This is a genomic window from Flavobacterium sp. (assembly GCF_027490375.1).
Taxonomy (GTDB): domain Bacteria; phylum Bacteroidota; class Bacteroidia; order Flavobacteriales; family Flavobacteriaceae; genus Flavobacterium.
The window spans coordinates 47744-68650 of sequence record NZ_JAIXYH010000083.1; the positions used below are offsets into that span (position 1 = coordinate 47744).

Here is a 20907-nt window from a genome sequence, read left to right on the forward strand (position 1 = left end):
TATGAAAGAGATTATTATAATACCAGGATGTACAGACTTAAATAGAGGCGACCAAGCCCTAGTGTGGGAAACTGCAGAATTGATTAAAGCTGTAAATTCAGATACCAATTTTACTGTTTTGGAAAGCGGAACAAATCCAGAAGATATAGAATTGCAATCGCGACAAACGAAAAAACTAGGATACACTATTTTACCTAAGATTTTACGTCATCCTTCGCGAATTTCTAATACTAAAACCAAAAAGTCGATAAAATATACTAAAGTCGATTACGTGCTTTGGGGTTTTCAATCGGTTGTTGATTTAGTGTATACTTCAGCCTTATTAAGCCAATTTTCAGTAATTAATAATTTCGGCAAACTATTTCTTTCTGCTTCCCAAAAAGAGTCGCTCAAGCGGTTTCAAGAAGCCGAGTTAATAGCGGTAAAAGGCGGAGGTTTTATTCACGCCTACGGACGTGCAAGCGATTTTTATACCATGTACTTTTCGCTCTATCACATCCTGCTTGCACACCGTTATAAAAAAAATGTAATCGTATTTCCAAATTCGATAGGTCCTGTAAAAGGGTACTTTACCCGAAAGCTGGTGAAATTCGTTTTAGGCAATTGTAAATTAGTAACCGTTCGCGAGCAAGTGTCGTTGAATTATGTACAAGAGAATTTAAAAATTAAAGCTAAGCTTTATCCTGATTTGGGATTTTATTTAAAAAATACAGCTACAGATGGAAGAAAGTACTTGCTTGACAAACAGGTGCCATTGGATTCCAAAAGAACGGTCGGAATAACTCTTCGTCCGTATAGGTTCCCAAATTCTCAAGATCCTGAGCAGAGGTACAATGAGTATATTGCAGAAATACAGGAGTTTGTAAAGCTAGCAATAGAAAATAATTATCACCCTATTTTTTTCGCACACACCTTAGGTCCGGGCAGCCACGAGGATGACCGTCTAGCAATTGCTGATGTGAGAAAAAGACTAGATCAAAATTTACTTCAAAATACCAGCTACATAGAAGATTTTGATTTGAATTGTGTCAATGTAATGGATTTATACTCACAACTAGATTTTATGGTAGGTACCCGTTTTCATTCGGTCATATTTGCCTTAAATGTAAATGTGCCAAGTATTGCAATAGCCTACGGAGGAAACAAGAGTTTTGGAATCATGAACGATATGAAACTTCCAGAATTTGTATACCCAATAGAAAAATTCTCTGGAAAAACACTTTATAGTTTAATGGAAAGTGGGATCGAAAACAAACAAATTTATCTCAATAAAATCAAAGATTATAGAGTTTATTTAGATGCGATATATAGCGAGTTTATTGAGGATGTAAGAAGAATACAGGAGTAAAATGAAAAAAATCTTATACACTGCAACAACACATATTCATTTACTTAACTTTCATTTACCCTATTTACGATGGTTTAAAGAGCAAGGTTACGAAGTTCATGTTGCTTGCAACGGAACGGAACAAATGCCCTTTGCAGACGTTGTTCATGTCGTGCCATTCGGTCGGATGCCCTTCGATAAAGGAAATCAGCAGGCCTATAAACAACTTAAGCAGATCATTGATTCTACACATTACGATCTTATTCACTGCCATACACCAATGGGCGGAATCGTAACAAGACTTGCCGCAAGACGAGCTCGAAAACGAGGAACAAAAGTATTTTACACCGCACACGGATTTCATTTTTACAAAGGAGCTTCGTTGAAAAATTGGCTGGTGTTCTTCCCAATCGAGTGGCTGTTTGCGAGCTTTACCGACGCAATTATTACCATTAATAACGAAGATTTTCGCGTATTAAGCAAGTTTAGCTTTCCCGTAAAGGGAAAATTTAAAACGGATGGCATAGGTATCAATCCAGATAGAATCGATTTATCTCCCTATAACAAAGAAGATGTAAAGCAAGAATTAGGGATACCCGAAAATCATCAGGTTGTCTTGTATATAGCAGAGTTTATTCCCCGAAAAAATCATCGCTTCATCTTTGATAACATCAAAGAAATACTAGCTAAAAATCCAAATCTTACATTTGTTTTCACAGGTGGACAAGCCAAATTAGGTAGCGTTATGAGTGATTTCTCACAGCAAAACGGCTTTCAATCGAACGTGAAAATTATGGGTTATCAAACAGAAATTGCCAAATTTATAGCTGTTGCCGATTTTGGAATCTCAAGCAGTTTTGCCGAGGGCTTGCCCATTGGAATTGCCGAGCAAATGTCGGTCGGATTGCCGGTTGTCATCTCCAATATTCGAGGACATAATGAATTGGTCGAAGATTCTGTCAATGGTTTTATCTTTAATTTAACCGATAATGTTAAATTTGTTAACAGTTTAGTGGCGATTTCCCAAGACGAAACACTTCGTAACCGTTTAGGCGAAGCTGGAAAGAAATCGGTAAAAAAGTTCTTTATTGAAAAAGCACTCGAAGCCACAACCGAAATTTATCGAAAGTATCTTGACGTGAACTAAGCATGGAAGCAAAATGACTGTATTTATGAAGTGTAGTATAAAATTCACAGTTGATAACGACTTCGTAAATCTTTTGTATATGATTTTGATTTTTCAAGTAAATCCGCATAAATTTTTCGAAAATCGGATATAATGACCGTAAAAGACAATAGCTATGATGACTTTAGTGAAGAATTATCTTAAAAATATTCCGGGTTACAAGACAAATCGGAAACTACTTGCTTTTGCTGTAGATGATTATGGAAATTTACGTGTTAGAGATCGAGAAACACAGAAAAAACTAAGCGAATTTGGAATGCCTTCTACCTCAGTATTCGATAGGTTAGATTCTTTAGAAACGGAAAATGATTTGGCTGCTTTATTCGATGTGCTTAGCAAATTTAGAGATAAAAACGATAACCCAGCTTGTTTCTCAGCTTATGCGCTTTGCTGTAATCCCAATTACGAGGAAATGGCTAATCAAAATTTCACCTCATACATTTCTGAATTGTTGACTGATACTTTTAAAAAAGTTCCCCAAGGTTCTCAAGCATGGGAAGCATGGCAGTACGGTATGAAATCAAAAATGCTTGTTCCAGCATTCCACGGACGAGAACATTTAAACGTTCGACTCGTCTCTGATGCTTTGAAAAGTAATGATTCTAGAATTCGGTTTGCATTTGCAAACGGTACTTTTTCTAACATCGAAAGCAAGAATTTTCCATCTTATTACGCCGCGTTCGATCAAGTCGACTCTTCAGATACCGCACTCCATAAAGAAATAATAGTTGACGGACTCCAAAAGTTTGAACAGGTTTTTGGATTTAGGGCGATTAACTTCAATGCACCTGGCGGTCGGGAATCACATGATTTGCATCAAACATTATTGGATAATGGTATACAATTTATTGATAGTGGCTTCGAAAAAATTATTACCCTTCCAAAAGGCAAAGTGCAAAAACAGTATATGTGGATGGGAAAAAATACGAAAGATAACTTGAAAGTAATTTTACGAAACGCCGTATTTGAGCCCGCTTCAAATGTTAATGCAATTGCAGACGCTTTCAAACAAATTCAAATAGCGTTTAAACTTAAGAATCCAGTAGTGGTTAGTTCGCACAGAGTGAATTTTTCCGGCGGAATCGAAGAAAATAACCGAAAAAAAAGTCTAGCTGACTTGCAAACTTTGCTGAATTTAGTGCAAACTGAATATCCAGACGTAGAATTTGTAAGTACAGCAGAGCTAGGTAATATAATGAAAGGAAAAGATTATGTATAGAAAGTACTTTAAAAGACCAATGGACTGTTTTTTTGCACTTGCAGCCCTGATACTTTTATCGCCGGTGGTGGTAATTAGTGCGTTTATTCTTCTCTTTCAAAACAAGGGAAAAGTGTTTTTCTTACAACCACGCCCTGGTCGAAATCAAAAATCGTTTAACATCATTAAATTTAAGTCGATGACCGACGCTCGGGATGCTAGCGGCAATTTACTTCCTGATAACGAAAGAATTACACGATTTGGTTCCTTTATCAGGAAAACATCAATCGACGAACTGCCTCAACTATTTAATATCGTTTTTGGCGATATGAGTTTCGTGGGACCACGTCCATTACTTTTTAAGTACATCCCGCTTTATAATGAACGACAAATTCGCCGACATGAAGAACGCCCGGGTATTACGGGTTTAGCGCAGATAATGGGCAGAAATTCAATTAGTTGGACGCAAAAGTTCGAATATGACATTCAATACATAGAAAATATCACACTTTGGGGAGATATGAAAATTTTCTTTACAACCATGAGTCATGTTGTTAAACGAAAAGACGTGAACCAAAGCGACAGTCGGCCAATGGAACCTTTTAACGGAAGTAATTAATGGGAGTATCAAAAAACTTTTCGAATCTGCGAGCAGCTGCTTTTTGGGCTAAAGATCTATTAGCAGGATCACGCGTAAAATTTCATTACAATGAAATAGAAAGCAGTTTTGCCAATAACCATCGTAATCAGGAAAGTAAACTTAAAACACTACTCAAACACGCCGCGGAAACAACCTCATTTTATGCAAATTTTAAATCGGCAACTTTGAGTGATTTTCCGCTGGTAAATAAACTCCAACTTCGCAACAACGCGGCCGATTTTATTTCCAGCGCATTCGATCAAAGCAAATTAGTAAAACAGGTTACCAGCGGCAGTACCGGAACACCGCTAGCTATATATTCAGATGCTGAAAAAAGACTCAGGAATAATGCCGATACACTGTTTTTTGCGAATAAAGCAGGATATAAATTAGGCGAACGGCTTGTGAATCTAAAAATTTGGAGTACCGCAAATCAAAAGTCAAGCCGATTAATGAAAATGCAAAACCTCATACCTATTGATGTATTGCGGCTCGACGACAAACTACTGGAAGCGTTTTGTAAAACACTAGTAGCAAACAAGCAGCCTACACATCTGGTGGGCTATGCATCGGCTTTAGAGCTACTTGCTAAATACATAGACAAAAAGAACTATTCAAATAACGATCTCCAGATTAGAAGTGTAATTGGAATTTCTGAAGGAATGACCGCAGTAACCAAAGATATCTTCCAAAAACAACTTGGCATTTGTGCTTTATCCCGTTACTCAAACATCGAAAATGGTATTATTGCTCAACAACAAACCAATGGAAAGCCAACGTTTGAGATTAACAGCGCAAGTTTTATTGTGGAAATTTTTAAGATGGATGAGGATGTTTTAGCACACCCCGGCGAATTAGGACGCATAGTTATAACAGATTTATACAACTATGCCATGCCTTTAATTCGTTATGATACAGGTGATATCGGAGCGCTTAATCCAAATAACCACTTCGAATTGGAAACGATTGAAGGACGTAAATTGGATCTCATTTACGATGCCAAAGGGAATCTGATTTCGTCGTATATCGTTTACAAGAATATGTTTCAATACACCGAAATTTTGCAATATCAGTTCGTACAAACTGGAGCGAAAGAGTATACTTTTAAAATAAACACAGAGCAACCATTTGCTAGGGAACAACAGTTGAGAGCCGAATTTTTGAAATATTTGGGAGATGAAGCAAATTTTTCTATCGAATATGTAGACGAAATTCCTCTCTTAGCTTCCGGAAAACGAAAAAAAATAGTAAACACTTACCACAACAAGCAATCATGAAAAGAATCTTAATTACTGGAGTCGGCGGACCAACACCGAGGAGTTTTGCCATATCACTCAAGAAATATAGTAAATTCTCCGATGTTAAACTTTTTGCAACCGATGTTAATCCGCTTGCTATTGGACTTTATCAGAGAGATTTGTTTGAAAAGTCTTTTGTGGTGCCCTTGGCAAAAGCATCAAACTATTGGAACGAGATTGAAAAAATCGTAAATGAAAATCAGATTGATTTTGCGGTAATTTTACCTGAAGCCGAGGTAATGGAATGGTGTAATAAAGAACGCAATTCGAAATTGCCTTGTCCGGCTTTTTTACCATCTGTAGAAATGGCGGAATTACTCATAGATAAATCGCGAATGACGGAAGTATTAAATGACTCAGGCCTGGTTCCGAAGTCGGTTACCTTCGACCGAAATATCTCCGATTTTTCCGAAATTTTCACCGTTTTAAAAGGGAACTTCTGGGTGCGCAGTTCAAGCGGTACAAGTGGTTTAGGTTCACTTAAAGTAGAAGATGAAGAAGCACTCCGAAACTGGATTCAGATTAATCCTAACGTGCAAACTTTCTTGGCGTCTGAGTTTTTATCCGGAAGAAATTTAGCATGTAAATTACTTTACGAAAATGGCAAACTTTTGCGCGCTGCCTGTGCCGAACGTGTAAATTACATTATGGCAAAAGTAGCTCCTTCAGGAATTACAGGCAATACTTCATTTGGAAGGTTACTGAACGAACCTGAACTAGTTGATGTAGCAACTAAGGCTATGGACTTGTTGTTTGAAGCTACAAATTCGGCCAAACACGGTTTTTTTACCGTTGATTTTAAGGAAGATGGTGATGGCAGACCTTACATAACCGAAGTTAACGTTCGACACGTAGCTTTTACGCAGTGCTTTGCAGCCGGAGGAGCTAATTTTGCTGAGGCTACTATTAGCTTACTAACTTCAGATCAGGAGTTCGATAAATCGTTCAAGATGTACGAGTTTGAAAAGGATTTGATTTTTCTCCGCGATGTAGATAATCTTCCCATAATAATGAAAGAAACCGATTTATACACTAAATCCTAAATCATGTTGTTTAATTCCCTTTCCTACGCGCTGTTCTTGCCGATAGTTTTTTGGCTGTACTGGTTTGTTACCAATAAGAGCTTGAAGTGGCAAAATATCATGTTGTTGACGGCAAGTTACTTTTTTTACGGTTGCTGGGATTGGCGATTCGTGTTTTTGCTGGCTTTCAGCACCTTACTAGATTACTATTCCGGCTTGGTCATCGGAAATGCAACCTCACAAACGAAGAAAAAGTTCTGGTTGATTCTGAGCGTAGGAATAAACTTGGGTTTTTTGGCCGTTTTTAAGTATTATAACTTCTTTATTTCTTCCTTTGCAGAATTACTAGGAACTTTCGGCTTTAAAGCCCATTTCGCGACCTTGCAAGTAATCTTGCCAGTAGGTATTTCATTCTATACATTCCACGGACTTTCCTACGTTTTCGATATTTATAACAATCGAATTAAACCTACTACAAATCTGGTAAATTACACCTTATTTGTGAGCTTTTTCCCCTTACTCGTTGCCGGACCTATCGAGCGTGCTACGCACTTGCTGCCACAAATTGAAAAGACGAGGGCTTTTAATCGAACTAAAGCAGTCGACGGCTTAAGACAAATTTTATGGGGACTGTTTAAAAAGATTGTTATCGCCGATAACTGCGCCACTTACGCAAATATGATATTTAATAATTCAGAGGACTACAGCGGTGGCGGACTTTTTCTAGGAGCTCTCTTTTTTACTTTTCAAATATATGGTGATTTCTCTGGATATTCCGATATAGCACTTGGTTCAGCTAGATTAATGGGATTTGAACTACTTAAGAATTTTAACTATCCCTACTTTTCTCGTGACATGGCGGAATTTTGGAGAAGGTGGCACATCTCATTGTCGTCTTGGTTCAAAGATTATGTTTATATACCACTTGGAGGAAGCGCAGGTGGAAATTGGATGCGCTGTCGAAATACCTTTATAATATTTTTGGTAAGTGGTTTTTGGCACGGTGCTAATTGGACATTTATAATTTGGGGATTGCTAAATGCTCTCTTCATAATGCCTTCTATTTTATTGAGATCTAATCGATCAAATATGGATATTATAGCAAAAGGTCGAATTTTTCCAGATCCAATAGACTTTGCTAAAATGTTGCTCACTTTCGTTCTCGCTGTCTTTGCTTGGATCTTTTTCCGGGCAGCATCGGTAACTGAAGCTGTAGATTTTACTATGCGTATTTTTGATTTTGGAGCCGCAAGTAAAGCAGTTGATGCCCCCATTTACTTGTATTTATTGATTTCATTTTTTATGATTATTGAATGGATTGGACGGGAAAACGACTTTGCTATTCAGAAACTAGGACTTAAATGGACTGCTGCTCCTAGATGGCTGTTTTACTACAGCTTGTTGTTTCTAATTTACCTTTTCTTTGGGAAAGACGAACAATTTATTTACTTCCAATTTTAAGAAATGAAAGAGTTTATCATAAAAACAATAAAGTTTGGAATAGTACCTGCAATCTTCTATGTGCTGTTTTGCTTATTTGCCGTACCCAAGCTACTCGAGGCTAAAATGGGGCCAAATATTCAACAGCAGCTGCAGTTTTCTTTTCAAAAGGCAAAAGAGCGCGAGTATCAACAGCTAGTACTGGGAAATTCACGCATGTTTTGCGGCGTTAATCCAGACCTGTTTTCAACAAAGACTTTTAATTTCTCACACAACAACGATTCGTATAATCAACTGTACTACAAGCTTTTATATGTTGAAAAACAAGGTAAAAAAGTTAATTCGGTAGTTCTAGGAGTCGATTATTTTCAATTCGGGATTTTTTCAGATACACGTAATTACGTATATGGCGATTTCTTGGGCACCGATTATCTTAAAGATTATAAGCCAAAAAATTACAAAATCTGGTACTATGTCGATTTACTTCATCCCAGCAAAATCAGAAAATTGATTTTTGACGATAAAGAAAAACACGGTCTGAAAGAAAACGGACAGTACATCCGTTTAGGAACGCCAGAAAAAGAAGGTTTTGAAAAGCGGGAATTTAAAATCGATGAAAGACAATTGATGTATTTCAATAAAATCTTGCAATACTGCAAAGAAAAATCAATAACCGTTTACCTGGCAATGCCTCCTTTACGTGATGTTGAATATAAGCTTTACACTAAAAATGAGCTAGAACAATTTGATGAAATTATTCAAAATGCAGTGGACAATAAAACGGTGTTTTTCTTTGATTTTTCTCGTTCGCCCGACTACAATGTAAATGATTTTATCGACTTCACGCACCTTAATCAGATCGCAGCAGACCGATTCTCAAAAGCTGTCAATGAACTGATTAATCAAACCAAAAACAAATGATTTTTGAAGTTGTATTAGAGACGCTAGACGAACTAAAGGCTGTGGAATCCTTTCCCGTAAAGCGGGTAGAACTTTGTGCTGCTCTTGAAGTAGGCGGACTTACCCCTAGCTTACGGCTCGCAGAAACAGTGATCCAAAATTCGTCGAAAGAAATTCACGTAATGCTACGGATTCGGGCAGGCGATTTCGACTATTCCGATCGCGAAATCGATGTGATGATTAAAGACTTGGAAGATTTTGCGAGGGTGGGAGCAAAGGGGGTTGTGTTTGGATTTCTTTCTGATAATAATGTCAATATCACTGCTTCAAGAAAACTGATCGAGAGAGCGAATTTTTTCGGATTAGAAACCACCTTTCACAGGGCCCTTGATGGTTGTACGGACTATCTAGTTGGTTTGGACGATGTAATAGAACTAGGATGTACCCGAATTTTAACCTCCGGCGGTTTTGCAAATGTTAGTGAAGGAAAGGAAGCCTTGGTTAAATTGGAAAATTCTGTAGGTTCTCGTATTCAGGTAATGCCTGGAGGTGGTGTTACTCCTGAGTTGGCAAGGTATTTCTATGAGAATAACCTAAATCACCTTCATTTTAATATAAAAAAGCCAATTGAGGTTGAAAACCATACTGCATTTGGAAACAAGTACACTATTGATGTTGAAAAACTTACTGAAATCTGCAGATTAAAATAGCAATTGATACTTCTAAGTTCCATATCAATTCTTCTAGTAATCGCCATTTTAGGCTTAGTTTTCCATTATAAAAAAAAGAGAAAGTCAAGTTTTTTTTGTTTCGGATTTCTCGCCTTTTACTTTTTAATAGTTGCCGTATCGCCCATTCCACAACTATTAATTCATAGTATTGAGAAACCTTTTTACAATTCAGATATAGACTTTGCCAAAGCAAAATATATCTTGGTTTTGGGTGCTGGTTATACAGACGATGCAAAGTTGAATGATTTACAAAAGTTATCTTCTGCGGGTGCTGCAAGGCTTACCCAAGCCGTTCTTTTGAAAAGTAAAAACCCTCATTTAAAACTAATACTTTCCGGAAAGTCAAAAAATCAGCAATACAGCGTGGCCGAAGCGATGGCGAGGGCCGCAATTAAATTTGGAATTCCCTCAAAGGATATCATAAAGTTTCACCAAACTAAAAACACCTACGAAGAGGCACTACAGTATAAATCATATTTTAAGGACAAGGAGGTTATCGTTGTTAGTAGTGCAAGCCATCTTAAAAGAGCAAATGAGATTTTTACCTATCTAAAAGTTAATCATCAAGTTTATGCAGCCGATTTTTCCGTTAAGGAAAGTCCCGACTTATCCAACTACAATTTCAAACCTTCAAGCAGCAAAATGGAATTGATGGATTGTTATGTGCACGAATTGCTTGGAACCTTGTATTTTCGTTATTTCCTTAAGCAATCATGAAGCGATTTTTTGATCTTTTAATTTCTATAGTAGCAATTATCACCCTGGCTCCAGTATTACTTGTGATTGCTCTTTGGATTGTGGTGGATAGCGGACTTCCTTTTTATTTTAAACACAGGAGAATCGGCAAAAATGGTGTGTCTTTCAATATGTATAAGTTTCGAACTATGTACAACAATAGTGAAGATGTGAAAGGAATCACTTTAGGGAAAATTGATCAACGAATTACATTTATTGGTCGATATCTTCGCAGATATAAACTCGACGAGCTTCCTCAATTGATTAACATTTTGAGGAATGAAATGTCGTTGGTTGGTTATCGCCCTCAAGTTCCATACTATGTAGAAAAATTTAAAGAATTATATACGCCTTTGCTGCAGCACAAGCCAGGTATTGTAAGTACTGCCGCAATTCAGTATCGGAACGAAGAAAATTTGTTAGCAGAACAGCAAAATCCAGAGTTGTACTTCGAAAAAGTACTTATTCCTAAAAAGTGTGAGCTAGATAAATTAGATATGGAAAGGCTTACAGTTAAGAAGTATTTATCGCTTCTTATCTATTTCTTTTTTTCATATTTCTTAACACCAAAGGAAAATCAAAAACATTTTTAGTACATTGTCAAAAAAAAGCCACAAAACTATGCAGTCAAAAATTTGGTTATCTTCTCCTCATATGGGTGGAAATGAAATTAGTTATGTTAACCATGCATTTGAAACGAATTGGATCGCGCCATTAGGGCCACATGTAGTTGGCTTTGAAAGAGATATAAAAGATTTTTTACAGACTAATAAAGAAGTTGCAGCATTGAGCTCGGGTACTGCTGCGATACATCTGGCATTGGTAATGTTGGGGGTAAGCGCCGGAGATGAAGTTATTTGTCAGAGTATGACGTTTTCTGCCTCAGCAAATCCAATTCTATATCAGGGAGCTACCCCTGTATTTGTTGATAGTGAGCCCCAAACCTGGAATATATGTCCAGAAGAAACGCTCAGAGCTATTGAAGATGGAATAAAACGAAACAAAAAACCAAAGGCGATTATTGCTGTGCATTTGTATGGTGTTCCGTTTCAGGTGGATAGGCTTCGAGAAATATCCAATCACTACAATATTCCGATTATTGAAGACAGCGCCGAAGCACTTGGGAGTACTTATAAAGGCTTGCAGTGTGGAACATTTGGCGACTTTGGCGTGCTGTCATTCAATGGAAATAAAATTATAACAACTTCTGGAGGCGGCGCATTGGTGTGCCCTTCGGTTGAAGCTAAAGAAAAGGTCGTTTTCTATGCAACACAATCTAGAGATCCTCAGCCGCATTATCAGCACTCGCATATTGGTTACAACTACCGGCTAAGTAACGTTAGTGCTGGAATAGGAAGAGGGCAGATGGAAGTTTTGGCAGATCGGGTTGCAGCCCGTCGTGCAATGCATGAGTTTTATGTAGACCTTTTTAAAGATATTCATGGTGTAACTGTCTTTTCTGCAGACGAATCCGTTTCAGTACCAAACTATTGGCTCTCTTCAATTCTAATCGATGCTGATAAAACGGGTGGTAAAACACGCGAAGATCTTCGGTTGTTTCTAGATGCCTTACAAATTGAGTCGCGTCCGCTTTGGAAACCCATGCATTTACAACCTATTTTTGCCTCTTATTCGTTTTTTGGTTCGGGTGTTTCAGAAAAATTGTTTGAAGATGGTCTTTGTCTACCATCAGGTTCAAACCTTAGTGATGAAGAGAAAGGACGTATTTCAGCCGCGATTACTACATTCTTTTCAAACTAAAATAGATAAGCAAGTTATATGAAAAAGCATTTTTTTGATAGGCTGTTGTCTATGCAACGATTACGAGATTTAAGCTATCTCCCACGTTGGATTGTTCTCTTGTTGGATATGCTTATCGTATTAGTGTCGGCAGCTTTTACCTACATTATGCTCATTAAAATGGAGCGTAATTATGTACACCAAGCCTTTCTTCCGGTGATTGTATTGGGGTTTTTACTGCTAAATTTGTTTTTCTTTTGGATCTTCAGGACATATTCCGGGATAATACGGCACTCTTCTTTTATTGATGCAGTAAAACTATTTATAGCTCTGTTTTTGACTTTAGTTACTCTAGTAGTTTTAAATATTTTTTGCGATGTAGTTTTTGGACAAAAAATCTTCATGAATGCCGGATTGTTTATAAACTTTATATTCACTTTTTCGGGACTTTTACTTTATCGCATAATAGTAAAACAAACTTTCGAGTTGTACTTGTCGGAAACTAAAGAAGGCGACTTAACCAAGACTGTGATTTTCGGCGCCGACGCTAATGCACTAAGTGTTGCAGCAGCTTTGCGTTATGAAAAACCACAGCGGTTTCGAGTGGTTGCATTTATCGATAAAGAGGATAGCAATAGCTCTAAGCGTATCATGAACCTGCCCATTATTAGTTTGAATAGAAAAATCACTACAATCATGAGATCATTGGATGTAGAAGGGCTAATTCTTGCTGATAAAGGGCTTACCAAAGATGAAAAAATAGCTATCGTTGATGAATGTTTAGATTATAATTATAAAGTCTTTACAATGCCAGCTATTTCAGATTGGGAAGACAAAAAAGAGATTTCTAAAAAAATTAAAAGCCTTCAGATTCAAGATTTGCTTGAAAGAAAGCCAATAGTTCTCGATTCGGAGAAAATTGCAAACCAACTTGCAGGAAAATGTGTCTTGATTACGGGAGCAGCGGGGTCTATTGGAAGTGAAATTACGCGACAGGTCCTAAAGTTTGCTCCCAAAAAAGTTATACTTCTCGATCAAGCTGAAACGCCTTTGCATAATTTAAGCCTTGAATTACGAGGAATTGAAGGTTCCGATGATATATTTTGTGCTATTGCCGATGTTCGAGATCAAAAAGCGATGCTTCGGATTTTTCAAAGCCACCAACCCGATGTTGTTTACCATGCGGCAGCTTACAAGCACGTACCTCTGATGGAAGGAAATCCCTCGCAGGCAATTATGGTAAATGTGCTGGGAACCAAAAACGTTGCCGATTTATGTGTTGAGTTTAACATTGAATCTATGGTAATGGTTTCCACAGACAAAGCCGTAAATCCGAGTAATGTAATGGGTGCAAGTAAACGCATAGCCGAGATGTATGTTCAGTCGTTGTACAATTCGATTTATCAAAATAGTGATCGTAGAAAAGTACGTTTCATAACTACAAGATTTGGAAATGTTTTAGGAAGTAATGGTTCTGTTGTGCCATTATTTACTAGCCAAATTGAACAAGGTGGTCCGATAACAATTACCCACCCAGATATTATCCGTTATTTCATGACAATTCCAGAAGCTTGCCAACTCGTTTTGGAAGCTGGAGCTATGGGGAACGGTGGTGAGATTTTCATCTTCGATATGGGGAAACCCGTCAAAATTATTGATTTAGCACGAAAAATGATAAGACTGGCAGGCTACGTGCCTGACGAAGATATAAAGATTAAAATAGTTGGACTTCGTCCGGGAGAAAAGCTGTACGAAGAACTTCTAAATGATGGATCAAAAACGCTGCCTACACATCATGAGAAAATAATGGTAGCTTCCGAAACAACGTCTGATTTTGAGAAATTAGAAAGCCACATAAGTGAATTGGTTAATCTTTCTATATTTTCCGAAAGAAATGAAATTGTGAAAAAAATGAAGTTAATTGTGCCTGAATTTAAGAGTATGAATTCGGAATACAAGGCGCTTGATTAACTATTCAATTTAAAACTTCTTAAATAATTAAGCTTATATTTGTCCCAAGTTTACTGACTATGAAGAGATTTTTTGTTCTAATTTGCGGTCTTTTAATTGCAACATCGTGCGCTCCCAAAAAAAACCTGATATATATGCAGAATATAGATCAGACCTTGTCACAACAACAGAACTCAGATTTCCAGCCAGTTATACAGCCTGACGACCTGCTTTTAATAATTATTTCTGGTGATAATCCTGAAACGTCAGCTCCTTTCAACTTAACGACTTATGCAGGTATCGATAACTCTTCCGAAACTGCGCAGGGAGGTATTCGATTTCAATCCTACTTAGTAAATGCAGAAGGGGCAATAGATATGCCGATATTAGGGCGAGTTGTTTTAGGAGGCTTAAATAAGTTACAAGCAATCGAAAAAATCAAATCCTTACTCAAGGAATATATTACAAATCCCATTATTAATTTCAGAATAATAAATTATAAAGTCTCTGTTTTGGGTGAAGTGGCCAGTCCTGGAACTTTTCAATTACAAACTGAACGGATTACACTACCAGAAGCTATAAGTCGTGCGGGTGACTTAACTATTTACGGAGATCGTAAAAACGTGCTCGTTATTCGAGAAGAAAATGGTAAGAAAGTTTACAAGTACATAGATTTAACAAACGCAGACTTCATAAACTCACCCTATTACTACTTAGATCAGAACGATGTGGTTTATGTTAATCCAAATAAGACAAAAATTAATTCATCGGTAATCGGGCCTAATGTAACTGTCGGAATTTCCGCTGTGTCCTTGTTAATCACTATAATAGCGCTTCTATCTAGATAAATTGTATGCAAATCAGCAAAGAAAACTTAAATAATCAAGCTCAACAAAAACTGAAAGAGCAAATCTTCAGGTACGTTTTCCATTGGAAATGGTTTGTACTAACCGCAATAATTGGTTTTTTTATTGCATACGCTATTTTGCGTTATTCAGTCCCAGTATATAAAGTAGAAGCAACCTTGTTAATTAAAGACGATAAGAAAGGCGGCGTATTATCAGAAGCATTATCTTTTAGTGACTTAGGGCTAGGAATCGCTAAAAGCAATGTGGATAATGAGATTGAAGTTCTGAAATCTAGAACGATAATCGGAAGTGTTATCGATAAACTTTCTTTCAATGTTCGGTATTTTAACGAAGGAAATTTAAAAACGGCTGAAGTTTATGAAAATCCAGCATTTTCAATCACATTTTTGGATAAATCAGCAGCATTTCAAGAAATTGATACCGTTTTTACAATTAACGAAGTATCTAACGGAAAGTTTGAATTGTTTGATTCAGAAGAGATAAAGAAAGGAAAATATAGCTTTGGACAAATTGTAAATTCAAATTTTGGAAAATTCGTAGTTACAAGAAATTTAGCAAATAGAGAGAGCTCTATTAAGCGAGTAATTGTAAAGTTAACTTCAAGAGAAAAGTGCATTGATATTTATCAAAGTAAGTTAAAGGTTGAACTAGCAAATGATATGGCAAGTTCGGTTTTAAAACTTTCTACGAGTGAATCGATAAAGAAAAAAGGAATCGACTTTCTAAATGAAATTATAAAACAATATCAGCTCGATGCTATCGAAGATAAGAACTTGGTGAGCAGAAGAACACAAGCTTTCATAAACGAAAGATTGAAGAATATCTCGAAAGAACTTGATACTGTAGAAACCGATTTTGAGAGTTTTAAGAGTTCAAATAAAATTCTAGACATGACTTCAGAGGCTCTAGTATTCGCGCAAAAAGCTTCTGAATATGAAAAGCAACTCGTCGAAAACGCTACACAAATCAACATCGTTGATTACCTACTTTCGTACGTAAACAAAATCTCTCCTTCGGATGTAATCCCAACAAATTTACTTCTCGATCAATCTGCATCCGTTTTAATACTTACTTACAATGAAAAACAAAATACTTTAAGTAAACTCAAAAACGGAAGTACAGAGAAAAACATCGCGATCACCAATCGCGAAAAGGAATTAGAGAATTTGAGATTAAGTATTGTAAAGACATTAAAAAATCTAAAAAGCACACTTCAGATACAACAAAAAAATATCGAAGCTCAAACTTCTTTAATCGACAACAGAATTAGTAAGTATCCGAAGCAAGAGAAGGAGTCGAGGAGTATATCTAGAAAGCAACAAATAAAAGAAACACTCTATCTTTATTTATTGCAGAAAAGAGAAGAAAATGCAATTTCATTGGCCGTTACTGCTTCAAATTCAAAGATTATAGATAATGCATTTGCAAATCCAATTCCAATTTCTCCACAACGACAAATGGTATATTTTATTGGAATTGCAATAGGTCTTATCATTCCATTTTTAGTTCTTTACATCAAAGATTTCTTGTACGATAAAGTGCGAGATAGACGAGATATCGAATCTGCTGTCGCCGCACCATTCATCGGTGATGTGCCAAATACAGAAAGCAACCAAGAGATTTTAACTCTAGAAAGTCGTTCAAGTACCGCCGAAGCATTTAGGATTGTCCGAACTAATTTAGATTTTATTCTAGCGACGGTTGAAGGCGAAAATAAAGCAAAGACAATTTTTGTTACCTCCACTTTTCCAAAAGAAGGTAAAACATTTATCTCGGTAAATTTAGCAAGCGCTTTTGCACTAGTCGGTAAACGTGTTTTGCTTATTGGTCTGGACATTCGAAATCCTAAGTTAGAAAATTATGTACCAGTTGTCTCTTCTAAGGGAATAACATCTTATTTGTCTGGGAAGACGAAGGATATTGATGAGCTGATCACGAAAATTCCGGGTTATACTTCTTTCGACATTCTACCTGCCGGGGCTGTTCCCCCAAATCCTGCGGAACTTTTGCTAGGCGATCGAACTGAGCAGCTATTTGCGCATCTCAAAGGAATGTATGATTATATAATCGTAGATACTGCCCCTGTTAGCTTAGTTACAGACACCCTACTAATTGCAAAGCATGCGGATACTTTTATATATGTTGTTAGAGCAAATTATCTAGACAAACGAATGCTTCGTATTGCTCAGCTAATGTATGAGGAAGATAAGCTTCCTAAAATGTCTATATTACTTAACGATACCGCCGCAGTTAAAGGGTATGGCTATGGCTACGGTTACGGCTATGGTTACGGCTATGGTTATGGATACGGATACGGATACGGATATGGAGTAGAAGAGGTGAAACCAACACTGTGGAAGCGTGTACTAGCTTTCTTTAGGCTTAGCTAGAAGCAAAGTAACAGCCGCCAGCCAATGTAATTTTTGATACTGTGAAATAAGCAACTTTAATTTACGCATTAGTTTCTAAAAACTGAAAAAAGTGTTTGCTTGAATCAAAGGTTTTAAGATTTCACTCTTTTTAACGATGATTTTTCCTTTTAACGCACTTGTGTGTCGCACGTGATGCGCATCAGTGCCTACATAATCGTACAATTGCGCCGATAATAGTTCTTCTGAAGCCATTTTTGGTCCAAATCCATAATAGCCAGTTAGGGCAATTAGGTTTAATTGAAAGAGACAGCCGACTTGCTTCAGCTTTTTATATTCTTTCATGTTACCATGTAAAAAGTTGTAGCGTTCGGGATGTGCAAGGATGGGCGTATAGCCGTAGTTTTGAATATCAAAAATTAGTTCATACAAGTTTAAGGGAGCAGCGAAATAAGACATTTCAACAAGTAAGTAGCGTTCCTTGATGGGCACAACCTTTTTATTTTCGAGTAAGTCTGAAAGTCGTTTGTCAAGCATGTATTCTGACGATGCTTTGATGTCAGTTTCTATTAGGGGAAAATCCTTCTCATTCACTAAGTTTTGCAGGCTATTATTAACTTTCTCAGGATCATTCTCCCAGACGCCTTCAATGTTATGAGGAGTAGCGATAAATCTGGAGATATTTAGCTCCTTTAGTTGCGTTATGAGCTCTATCGAGTCTGATGTACTAGCTGCGCCGTCATCAATTCCTGGCAAAATATGATTGTGTATATCAACAAAACCATCCGGTATAATGTCGGCCAAAAAAACACCCTTATTTCGATTAAAGATCCACATAGTGCAAAAAAAAACACCAACAAAATTGCTGGTGTTTGTTATGTTTGAGTATATTTTTAAGCTTTTGCCGCTTTTGATCTTCTCATGTAGAAGAATGCAAAAGCTACAGCAACTAAAGCTAGGTAGATGATCTTAGTATTAATTGGTGCTGGTGGGTCTTGATCTCCAGTTCCTGGCCCATCCGGATCTGGTAATTGAGCAAATGAAGCAAAACTAACTGCGAATAGCAGCATCGTAAGCATAATTTTATTGTAGTTGATTCTCATAACACGCTACTTTTAGATTTTAAATTTTTTGTAAATGTATAACTATTTTTTAAATATCAATCAGGTGCTGAAATATTTTTTTAACTTATTTTAAGTAAATAAAAGTCCTTTGATTGAAAACAACTATGGATTGTTTATTAAAACGGCTCTAAAATATGTAATTTATTGTTGTTTGTTTATTTTTTTAACATCTTTTTTTAGGGGATTAAAATTCCGATGTGAAATGTAACTTTACCTTGGGATACTTTTGTGCAGTCATTTGAATACTAAATTCAGAATCAGCAAGAAAGACCTCCTTGCCGCTTTTGTCTTTAGCCAGAAACTTCTGCTTTACACGTTTGAATTCTAAGTATTGCTCCTCTCGTGGGTCTGAGGTTTCAATCCAACAAGCTTTGTAAGCAGGAAAGTTTTCATAACTGCATTTTGCCCCGTATTCGTGCTCCAAGCGGTATTGTATAACTTCGTATTGTAAGGCTCCAACGGTTCCAATTACTTTTCTTCCGTTCAAGTCTAAAGTAAAAAGTTGCGCTACTCCTTCGTCCATTAGTTGGTCGATTCCTTTTTCCAACTGTTTACTTTTTAAAGGATCAGCGTTATTAACATATCTAAAGTGCTCTGGTGAAAAGCTCGGAATTCCTTTAAATTTTAAATGTTCGCCTTCGGTTAGGGTGTCGCCAATTTTAAAATTTCCGGTGTCGTGGAGGCCAACGATGTCACCTGCAAAAGAAACGTCAACAATCTCCTTCTTTTCTGCAAAGAAAGCATTGGGGCTAGAAAATTTGAAGCTCTTCTGAAGTCGCGTGTGTAAGTAAGATTTGTTGCGTTCGAAAGTTCCGGAAACGATCTTTATAAAAGCTAATCTGTCTCGATGTTTCGGATCCATATTGGCATGGATTTTAAAAACGAAGCCGGTCATCTTTGGTTCCTCGGGCAAGATAGTGCGTTGTTCCGTTTCTTTTGGAGTAGGTGGTGGCGCAATATCCAAAAAGCAATCTAGCAGTTCGCGAACGCCAAAATTGTTGAGGGCAGATCCAAACAAAACCGGCTGCTGTTCGCCTAATAAATAGGCTTCACGATCAAATGCTGGGTAAACTTCTCGAATCAACTCCAACTCTTCCCGTAGTTTATCCGACGCACTTTTTCCTACCAACTGATCCAATTCAGCACTATTCAAATCATCGATAGCAATAGTATCTTCTATATTTTTTTTACTGTCTGAAGTAAATAAATTAACATTTTTCTCCCAGATATTGTAAATTCCTTTAAAGTCATATCCCATTCCAATAGGAAAACTAAGAGGAGTTACTTTAAGCCCCAGTTTTTGCTCAACTTCGTCCATCAAGTCAAAGGCGTCTTTTCCTTCGCGATCGAGCTTATTGATGAAAACAATCATCGGGATCTTGCGCAATCGACAAACAGCAACTAATTTTTCCGTTTGTTCTTCGACCCCTTTCGCAACATCGATGACTACTATTACACTATCAACTGCAGTTAACGTTCGAAATGTGTCTTCGGCAAAATCCTTGTGACCTGGTGTATCTAGAATATTTATTTTTTTTGATTTGTAATTGAACGCTAATACCGATGTTGAAACCGAGATTCCGCGCTGTCGTTCAATTTCCATAAAATCGGATGTGGCACCTTTCTTAATTTTATTGCTTTTTACGGCACCGGCCTCTTGAATGGCGCCTCCGAAAAGAAGAAGCTTTTCTGTTAAGGTTGTTTTTCCAGCATCAGGGTGACTGATAATTCCAAATGTGCGTCGTCTGGCTATTTCTAATTGCGTATCCATATCTTATTTAATGGCTGCAAAAATAACCAAAGAAAGGGGATACTTACCATGGGATTTTTCTGATTAAATTCATTTGTTGCACAATTATCATTTTTTCTATCTTTACAAGGCTACTTACTCGAATATTTATGACTAAAGATTATAAAATATTAATTGCAGACGACCATAGTGTTATAAGGCAAGGAATATCATTAATCCTCAAACAAATTGGTTTCGATTCTCAGGTTGATCACGTTAATTCTTTTCCTTCGATGATTAACCAAATTAAATCGAATTCTTATGAACTTATCGTTTTAGATATCTCCATACCCGAGGGTAGGGGAGTTCAGATGATTGAATTGATCAGACAATACATTCCTGAGGTTAAGATTTTGATATTTTCAGCACATCCTGAAGAACTCTATGCAGTTAAGTATTTGCGCGCTGGCGCCGACGGTTATCTCAATAAAATGACATCCGAAGAAGAATTGCAATTTGCTTTTCGCGAAATGATTCAGACCGGAAGATTCATTTCTCAAACCACCCAATTTCAATTAGATAAAGCAGATTTAAATCCGACCTCTACTAATCCGTTCTTTTCGCTTTCTGCTCGAGAACTCGAAATCGC

19 protein-coding genes are annotated in these 20907 nt (G+C 37.0%); 16 read left to right on the plus strand and 3 right to left on the minus strand.

Going from position 1 to position 20907, the window contains the following annotated elements:
- Position 1: 1 nt before the first annotated feature.
- From Q0064_RS12730 to Q0064_RS12800, 15 genes are all read left to right on the plus strand, one after another.
- Complete coding sequence (locus Q0064_RS12730; protein WP_298148596.1) at positions 2-1348, plus strand: polysaccharide pyruvyl transferase family protein; 1347 nt, start codon at positions 2-4, stop codon at positions 1346-1348.
- Between the two features lies 1 nt (position 1349).
- Positions 1350-2474 carry a glycosyltransferase gene (locus tag Q0064_RS12735; RefSeq protein ID WP_298148597.1) on the plus strand — a complete coding sequence of 375 codons (1125 nt, stop codon included), beginning with the start codon at positions 1350-1352 and terminating at the stop codon, positions 2472-2474.
- A gap of 154 nt (positions 2475-2628) precedes the next feature.
- Complete coding sequence (locus Q0064_RS12740) at positions 2629-3732, plus strand: hypothetical protein (RefSeq protein WP_298148598.1); 1104 nt, start codon at positions 2629-2631, stop codon at positions 3730-3732.
- A gap of 19 nt (positions 3733-3751) precedes the next feature.
- The gene (locus tag Q0064_RS12745; RefSeq protein ID WP_366095270.1) at positions 3752-4330 is read left to right on the plus strand and encodes a sugar transferase; all 579 of its coding nucleotides are present in this window, start codon (positions 3752-3754) and stop codon (positions 4328-4330) included.
- Positions 4330-5628, plus strand: coding sequence for a CoF synthetase (locus tag Q0064_RS12750; protein WP_298148600.1), 1299 nt, complete (start codon positions 4330-4332; stop codon positions 5626-5628). Before Q0064_RS12745 ends, Q0064_RS12750 begins: the two co-directional genes overlap by 1 nt.
- Positions 5625-6692: a hypothetical protein gene (locus tag Q0064_RS12755; protein WP_298148601.1), complete on the plus strand. Its 1068-nt coding sequence runs from the start codon at positions 5625-5627 to the stop codon at positions 6690-6692. The genes Q0064_RS12750 and Q0064_RS12755 overlap by 4 nt, the downstream gene beginning before the upstream one ends.
- Positions 6693-6695: 3 nt before the next feature.
- Positions 6696-8132 carry an MBOAT family O-acyltransferase gene (locus Q0064_RS12760; protein ID WP_298148602.1) on the plus strand — a complete coding sequence of 479 codons (1437 nt, stop codon included), beginning with the start codon at positions 6696-6698 and terminating at the stop codon, positions 8130-8132.
- A 3-nt stretch (positions 8133-8135) separates the two neighbouring features.
- Entirely contained in the window at positions 8136-9032 is an 897-nt protein-coding gene (locus tag Q0064_RS12765) for a DUF1574 family protein (protein WP_298148603.1), read from the plus strand.
- A complete protein-coding gene (locus tag Q0064_RS12770; protein WP_298148604.1) occupies positions 9029-9721 on the plus strand; it encodes a copper homeostasis protein CutC in 693 nt (230 codons plus the stop codon). Before Q0064_RS12765 ends, Q0064_RS12770 begins: the two co-directional genes overlap by 4 nt.
- 3 nt (positions 9722-9724) lie before the next feature.
- Positions 9725-10459, plus strand: coding sequence for a YdcF family protein (locus tag Q0064_RS12775; protein WP_298148605.1), 735 nt, complete (start codon positions 9725-9727; stop codon positions 10457-10459).
- Positions 10456-11070 (plus strand): sugar transferase, encoded by a 615-nt coding sequence (locus Q0064_RS12780; RefSeq protein WP_298148606.1) that lies wholly within the window; start codon positions 10456-10458, stop codon positions 11068-11070. The genes Q0064_RS12775 and Q0064_RS12780 overlap by 4 nt, the downstream gene beginning before the upstream one ends.
- Positions 11071-11098: 28 nt before the next feature.
- Positions 11099-12238 carry an aminotransferase class I/II-fold pyridoxal phosphate-dependent enzyme gene (locus Q0064_RS12785; protein WP_298148607.1) on the plus strand — a complete coding sequence of 380 codons (1140 nt, stop codon included), beginning with the start codon at positions 11099-11101 and terminating at the stop codon, positions 12236-12238.
- 18 nt (positions 12239-12256) lie between these two features.
- Positions 12257-14188, plus strand: coding sequence for a nucleoside-diphosphate sugar epimerase/dehydratase (locus tag Q0064_RS12790; RefSeq protein WP_298148608.1), 1932 nt, complete (start codon positions 12257-12259; stop codon positions 14186-14188).
- 134 nt (positions 14189-14322) lie between these two features.
- Complete coding sequence (locus Q0064_RS12795) at positions 14323-15015, plus strand: polysaccharide biosynthesis/export family protein (RefSeq protein WP_298148609.1); 693 nt, start codon at positions 14323-14325, stop codon at positions 15013-15015.
- 5 nt (positions 15016-15020) lie between these two features.
- Positions 15021-17426, plus strand: coding sequence for a tyrosine-protein kinase (locus Q0064_RS12800; RefSeq protein WP_298148610.1), 2406 nt, complete (start codon positions 15021-15023; stop codon positions 17424-17426).
- Positions 17427-17501: 75 nt separating this feature from the next.
- Here Q0064_RS12800 and Q0064_RS12805 read toward each other — a convergent pair whose 3' ends face one another.
- The 3 genes from Q0064_RS12805 to Q0064_RS12815 all read right to left on the minus strand — a co-directional run bounded on the left by Q0064_RS12805 (position 17502) and on the right by Q0064_RS12815 (position 20300).
- Positions 17502-18242, minus strand: a complete 741-nt coding sequence (locus Q0064_RS12805) for a CpsB/CapC family capsule biosynthesis tyrosine phosphatase (protein ID WP_298148611.1) — start codon at positions 18240-18242, stop codon at positions 17502-17504.
- Between the two features lie 56 nt (positions 18243-18298).
- Complete coding sequence (locus tag Q0064_RS12810; RefSeq protein WP_298148612.1) at positions 18299-18508, minus strand: hypothetical protein; 210 nt, start codon at positions 18506-18508, stop codon at positions 18299-18301.
- 205 nt (positions 18509-18713) lie between these two features.
- Entirely contained in the window at positions 18714-20300 is a 1587-nt protein-coding gene (locus tag Q0064_RS12815) for a peptide chain release factor 3 (protein WP_298148613.1), read from the minus strand.
- A gap of 128 nt (positions 20301-20428) precedes the next feature.
- Here Q0064_RS12815 and Q0064_RS12820 point away from each other — a divergent pair.
- On the plus strand, positions 20429-20907 hold a 479-nt coding region (locus tag Q0064_RS12820), incomplete at its 3' end, for a response regulator transcription factor (RefSeq protein WP_298148614.1).

Bases quoted from the DNA above. Each gene is read 5' to 3' on its own strand.
- Q0064_RS12730 (WP_298148596.1), top strand. From the start codon at position 2: ATGAAAGAGATTATTATAATACCAGGATGTACAGACTTAAATAGAGGC.
- Q0064_RS12735 (WP_298148597.1), top strand. From the start codon at position 1,350: ATGAAAAAAATCTTATACACTGCAACAACACATATTCATTTACTTAAC.
- Q0064_RS12740 (WP_298148598.1), top strand. From the start codon at position 2,629: ATGATGACTTTAGTGAAGAATTATCTTAAAAATATTCCGGGTTACAAG.
- Q0064_RS12745 (WP_366095270.1), top strand. From the start codon at position 3,752: ATGGACTGTTTTTTTGCACTTGCAGCCCTGATACTTTTATCGCCGGTG.
- Q0064_RS12750 (WP_298148600.1), top strand. From the start codon at position 4,330: ATGGGAGTATCAAAAAACTTTTCGAATCTGCGAGCAGCTGCTTTTTGG.
- Q0064_RS12755 (WP_298148601.1), top strand. From the start codon at position 5,625: ATGAAAAGAATCTTAATTACTGGAGTCGGCGGACCAACACCGAGGAGT.
- Q0064_RS12760 (WP_298148602.1), top strand. From the start codon at position 6,696: ATGTTGTTTAATTCCCTTTCCTACGCGCTGTTCTTGCCGATAGTTTTT.
- Q0064_RS12765 (WP_298148603.1), top strand. From the start codon at position 8,136: ATGAAAGAGTTTATCATAAAAACAATAAAGTTTGGAATAGTACCTGCA.
- Q0064_RS12770 (WP_298148604.1), top strand. From the start codon at position 9,029: ATGATTTTTGAAGTTGTATTAGAGACGCTAGACGAACTAAAGGCTGTG.
- Q0064_RS12780 (WP_298148606.1), top strand. From the start codon at position 10,456: ATGAAGCGATTTTTTGATCTTTTAATTTCTATAGTAGCAATTATCACC.
- Q0064_RS12785 (WP_298148607.1), top strand. From the start codon at position 11,099: ATGCAGTCAAAAATTTGGTTATCTTCTCCTCATATGGGTGGAAATGAA.
- Q0064_RS12790 (WP_298148608.1), top strand. From the start codon at position 12,257: ATGAAAAAGCATTTTTTTGATAGGCTGTTGTCTATGCAACGATTACGA.
- Q0064_RS12795 (WP_298148609.1), top strand. From the start codon at position 14,323: ATGCAGAATATAGATCAGACCTTGTCACAACAACAGAACTCAGATTTC.
- Q0064_RS12800 (WP_298148610.1), top strand. From the start codon at position 15,021: ATGCAAATCAGCAAAGAAAACTTAAATAATCAAGCTCAACAAAAACTG.
- Q0064_RS12805 (WP_298148611.1), bottom strand. From the start codon at position 18,242: ATGTGGATCTTTAATCGAAATAAGGGTGTTTTTTTGGCCGACATTATA.
- Q0064_RS12810 (WP_298148612.1), bottom strand. From the start codon at position 18,508: ATGAGAATCAACTACAATAAAATTATGCTTACGATGCTGCTATTCGCA.
- Q0064_RS12815 (WP_298148613.1), bottom strand. From the start codon at position 20,300: ATGGATACGCAATTAGAAATAGCCAGACGACGCACATTTGGAATTATC.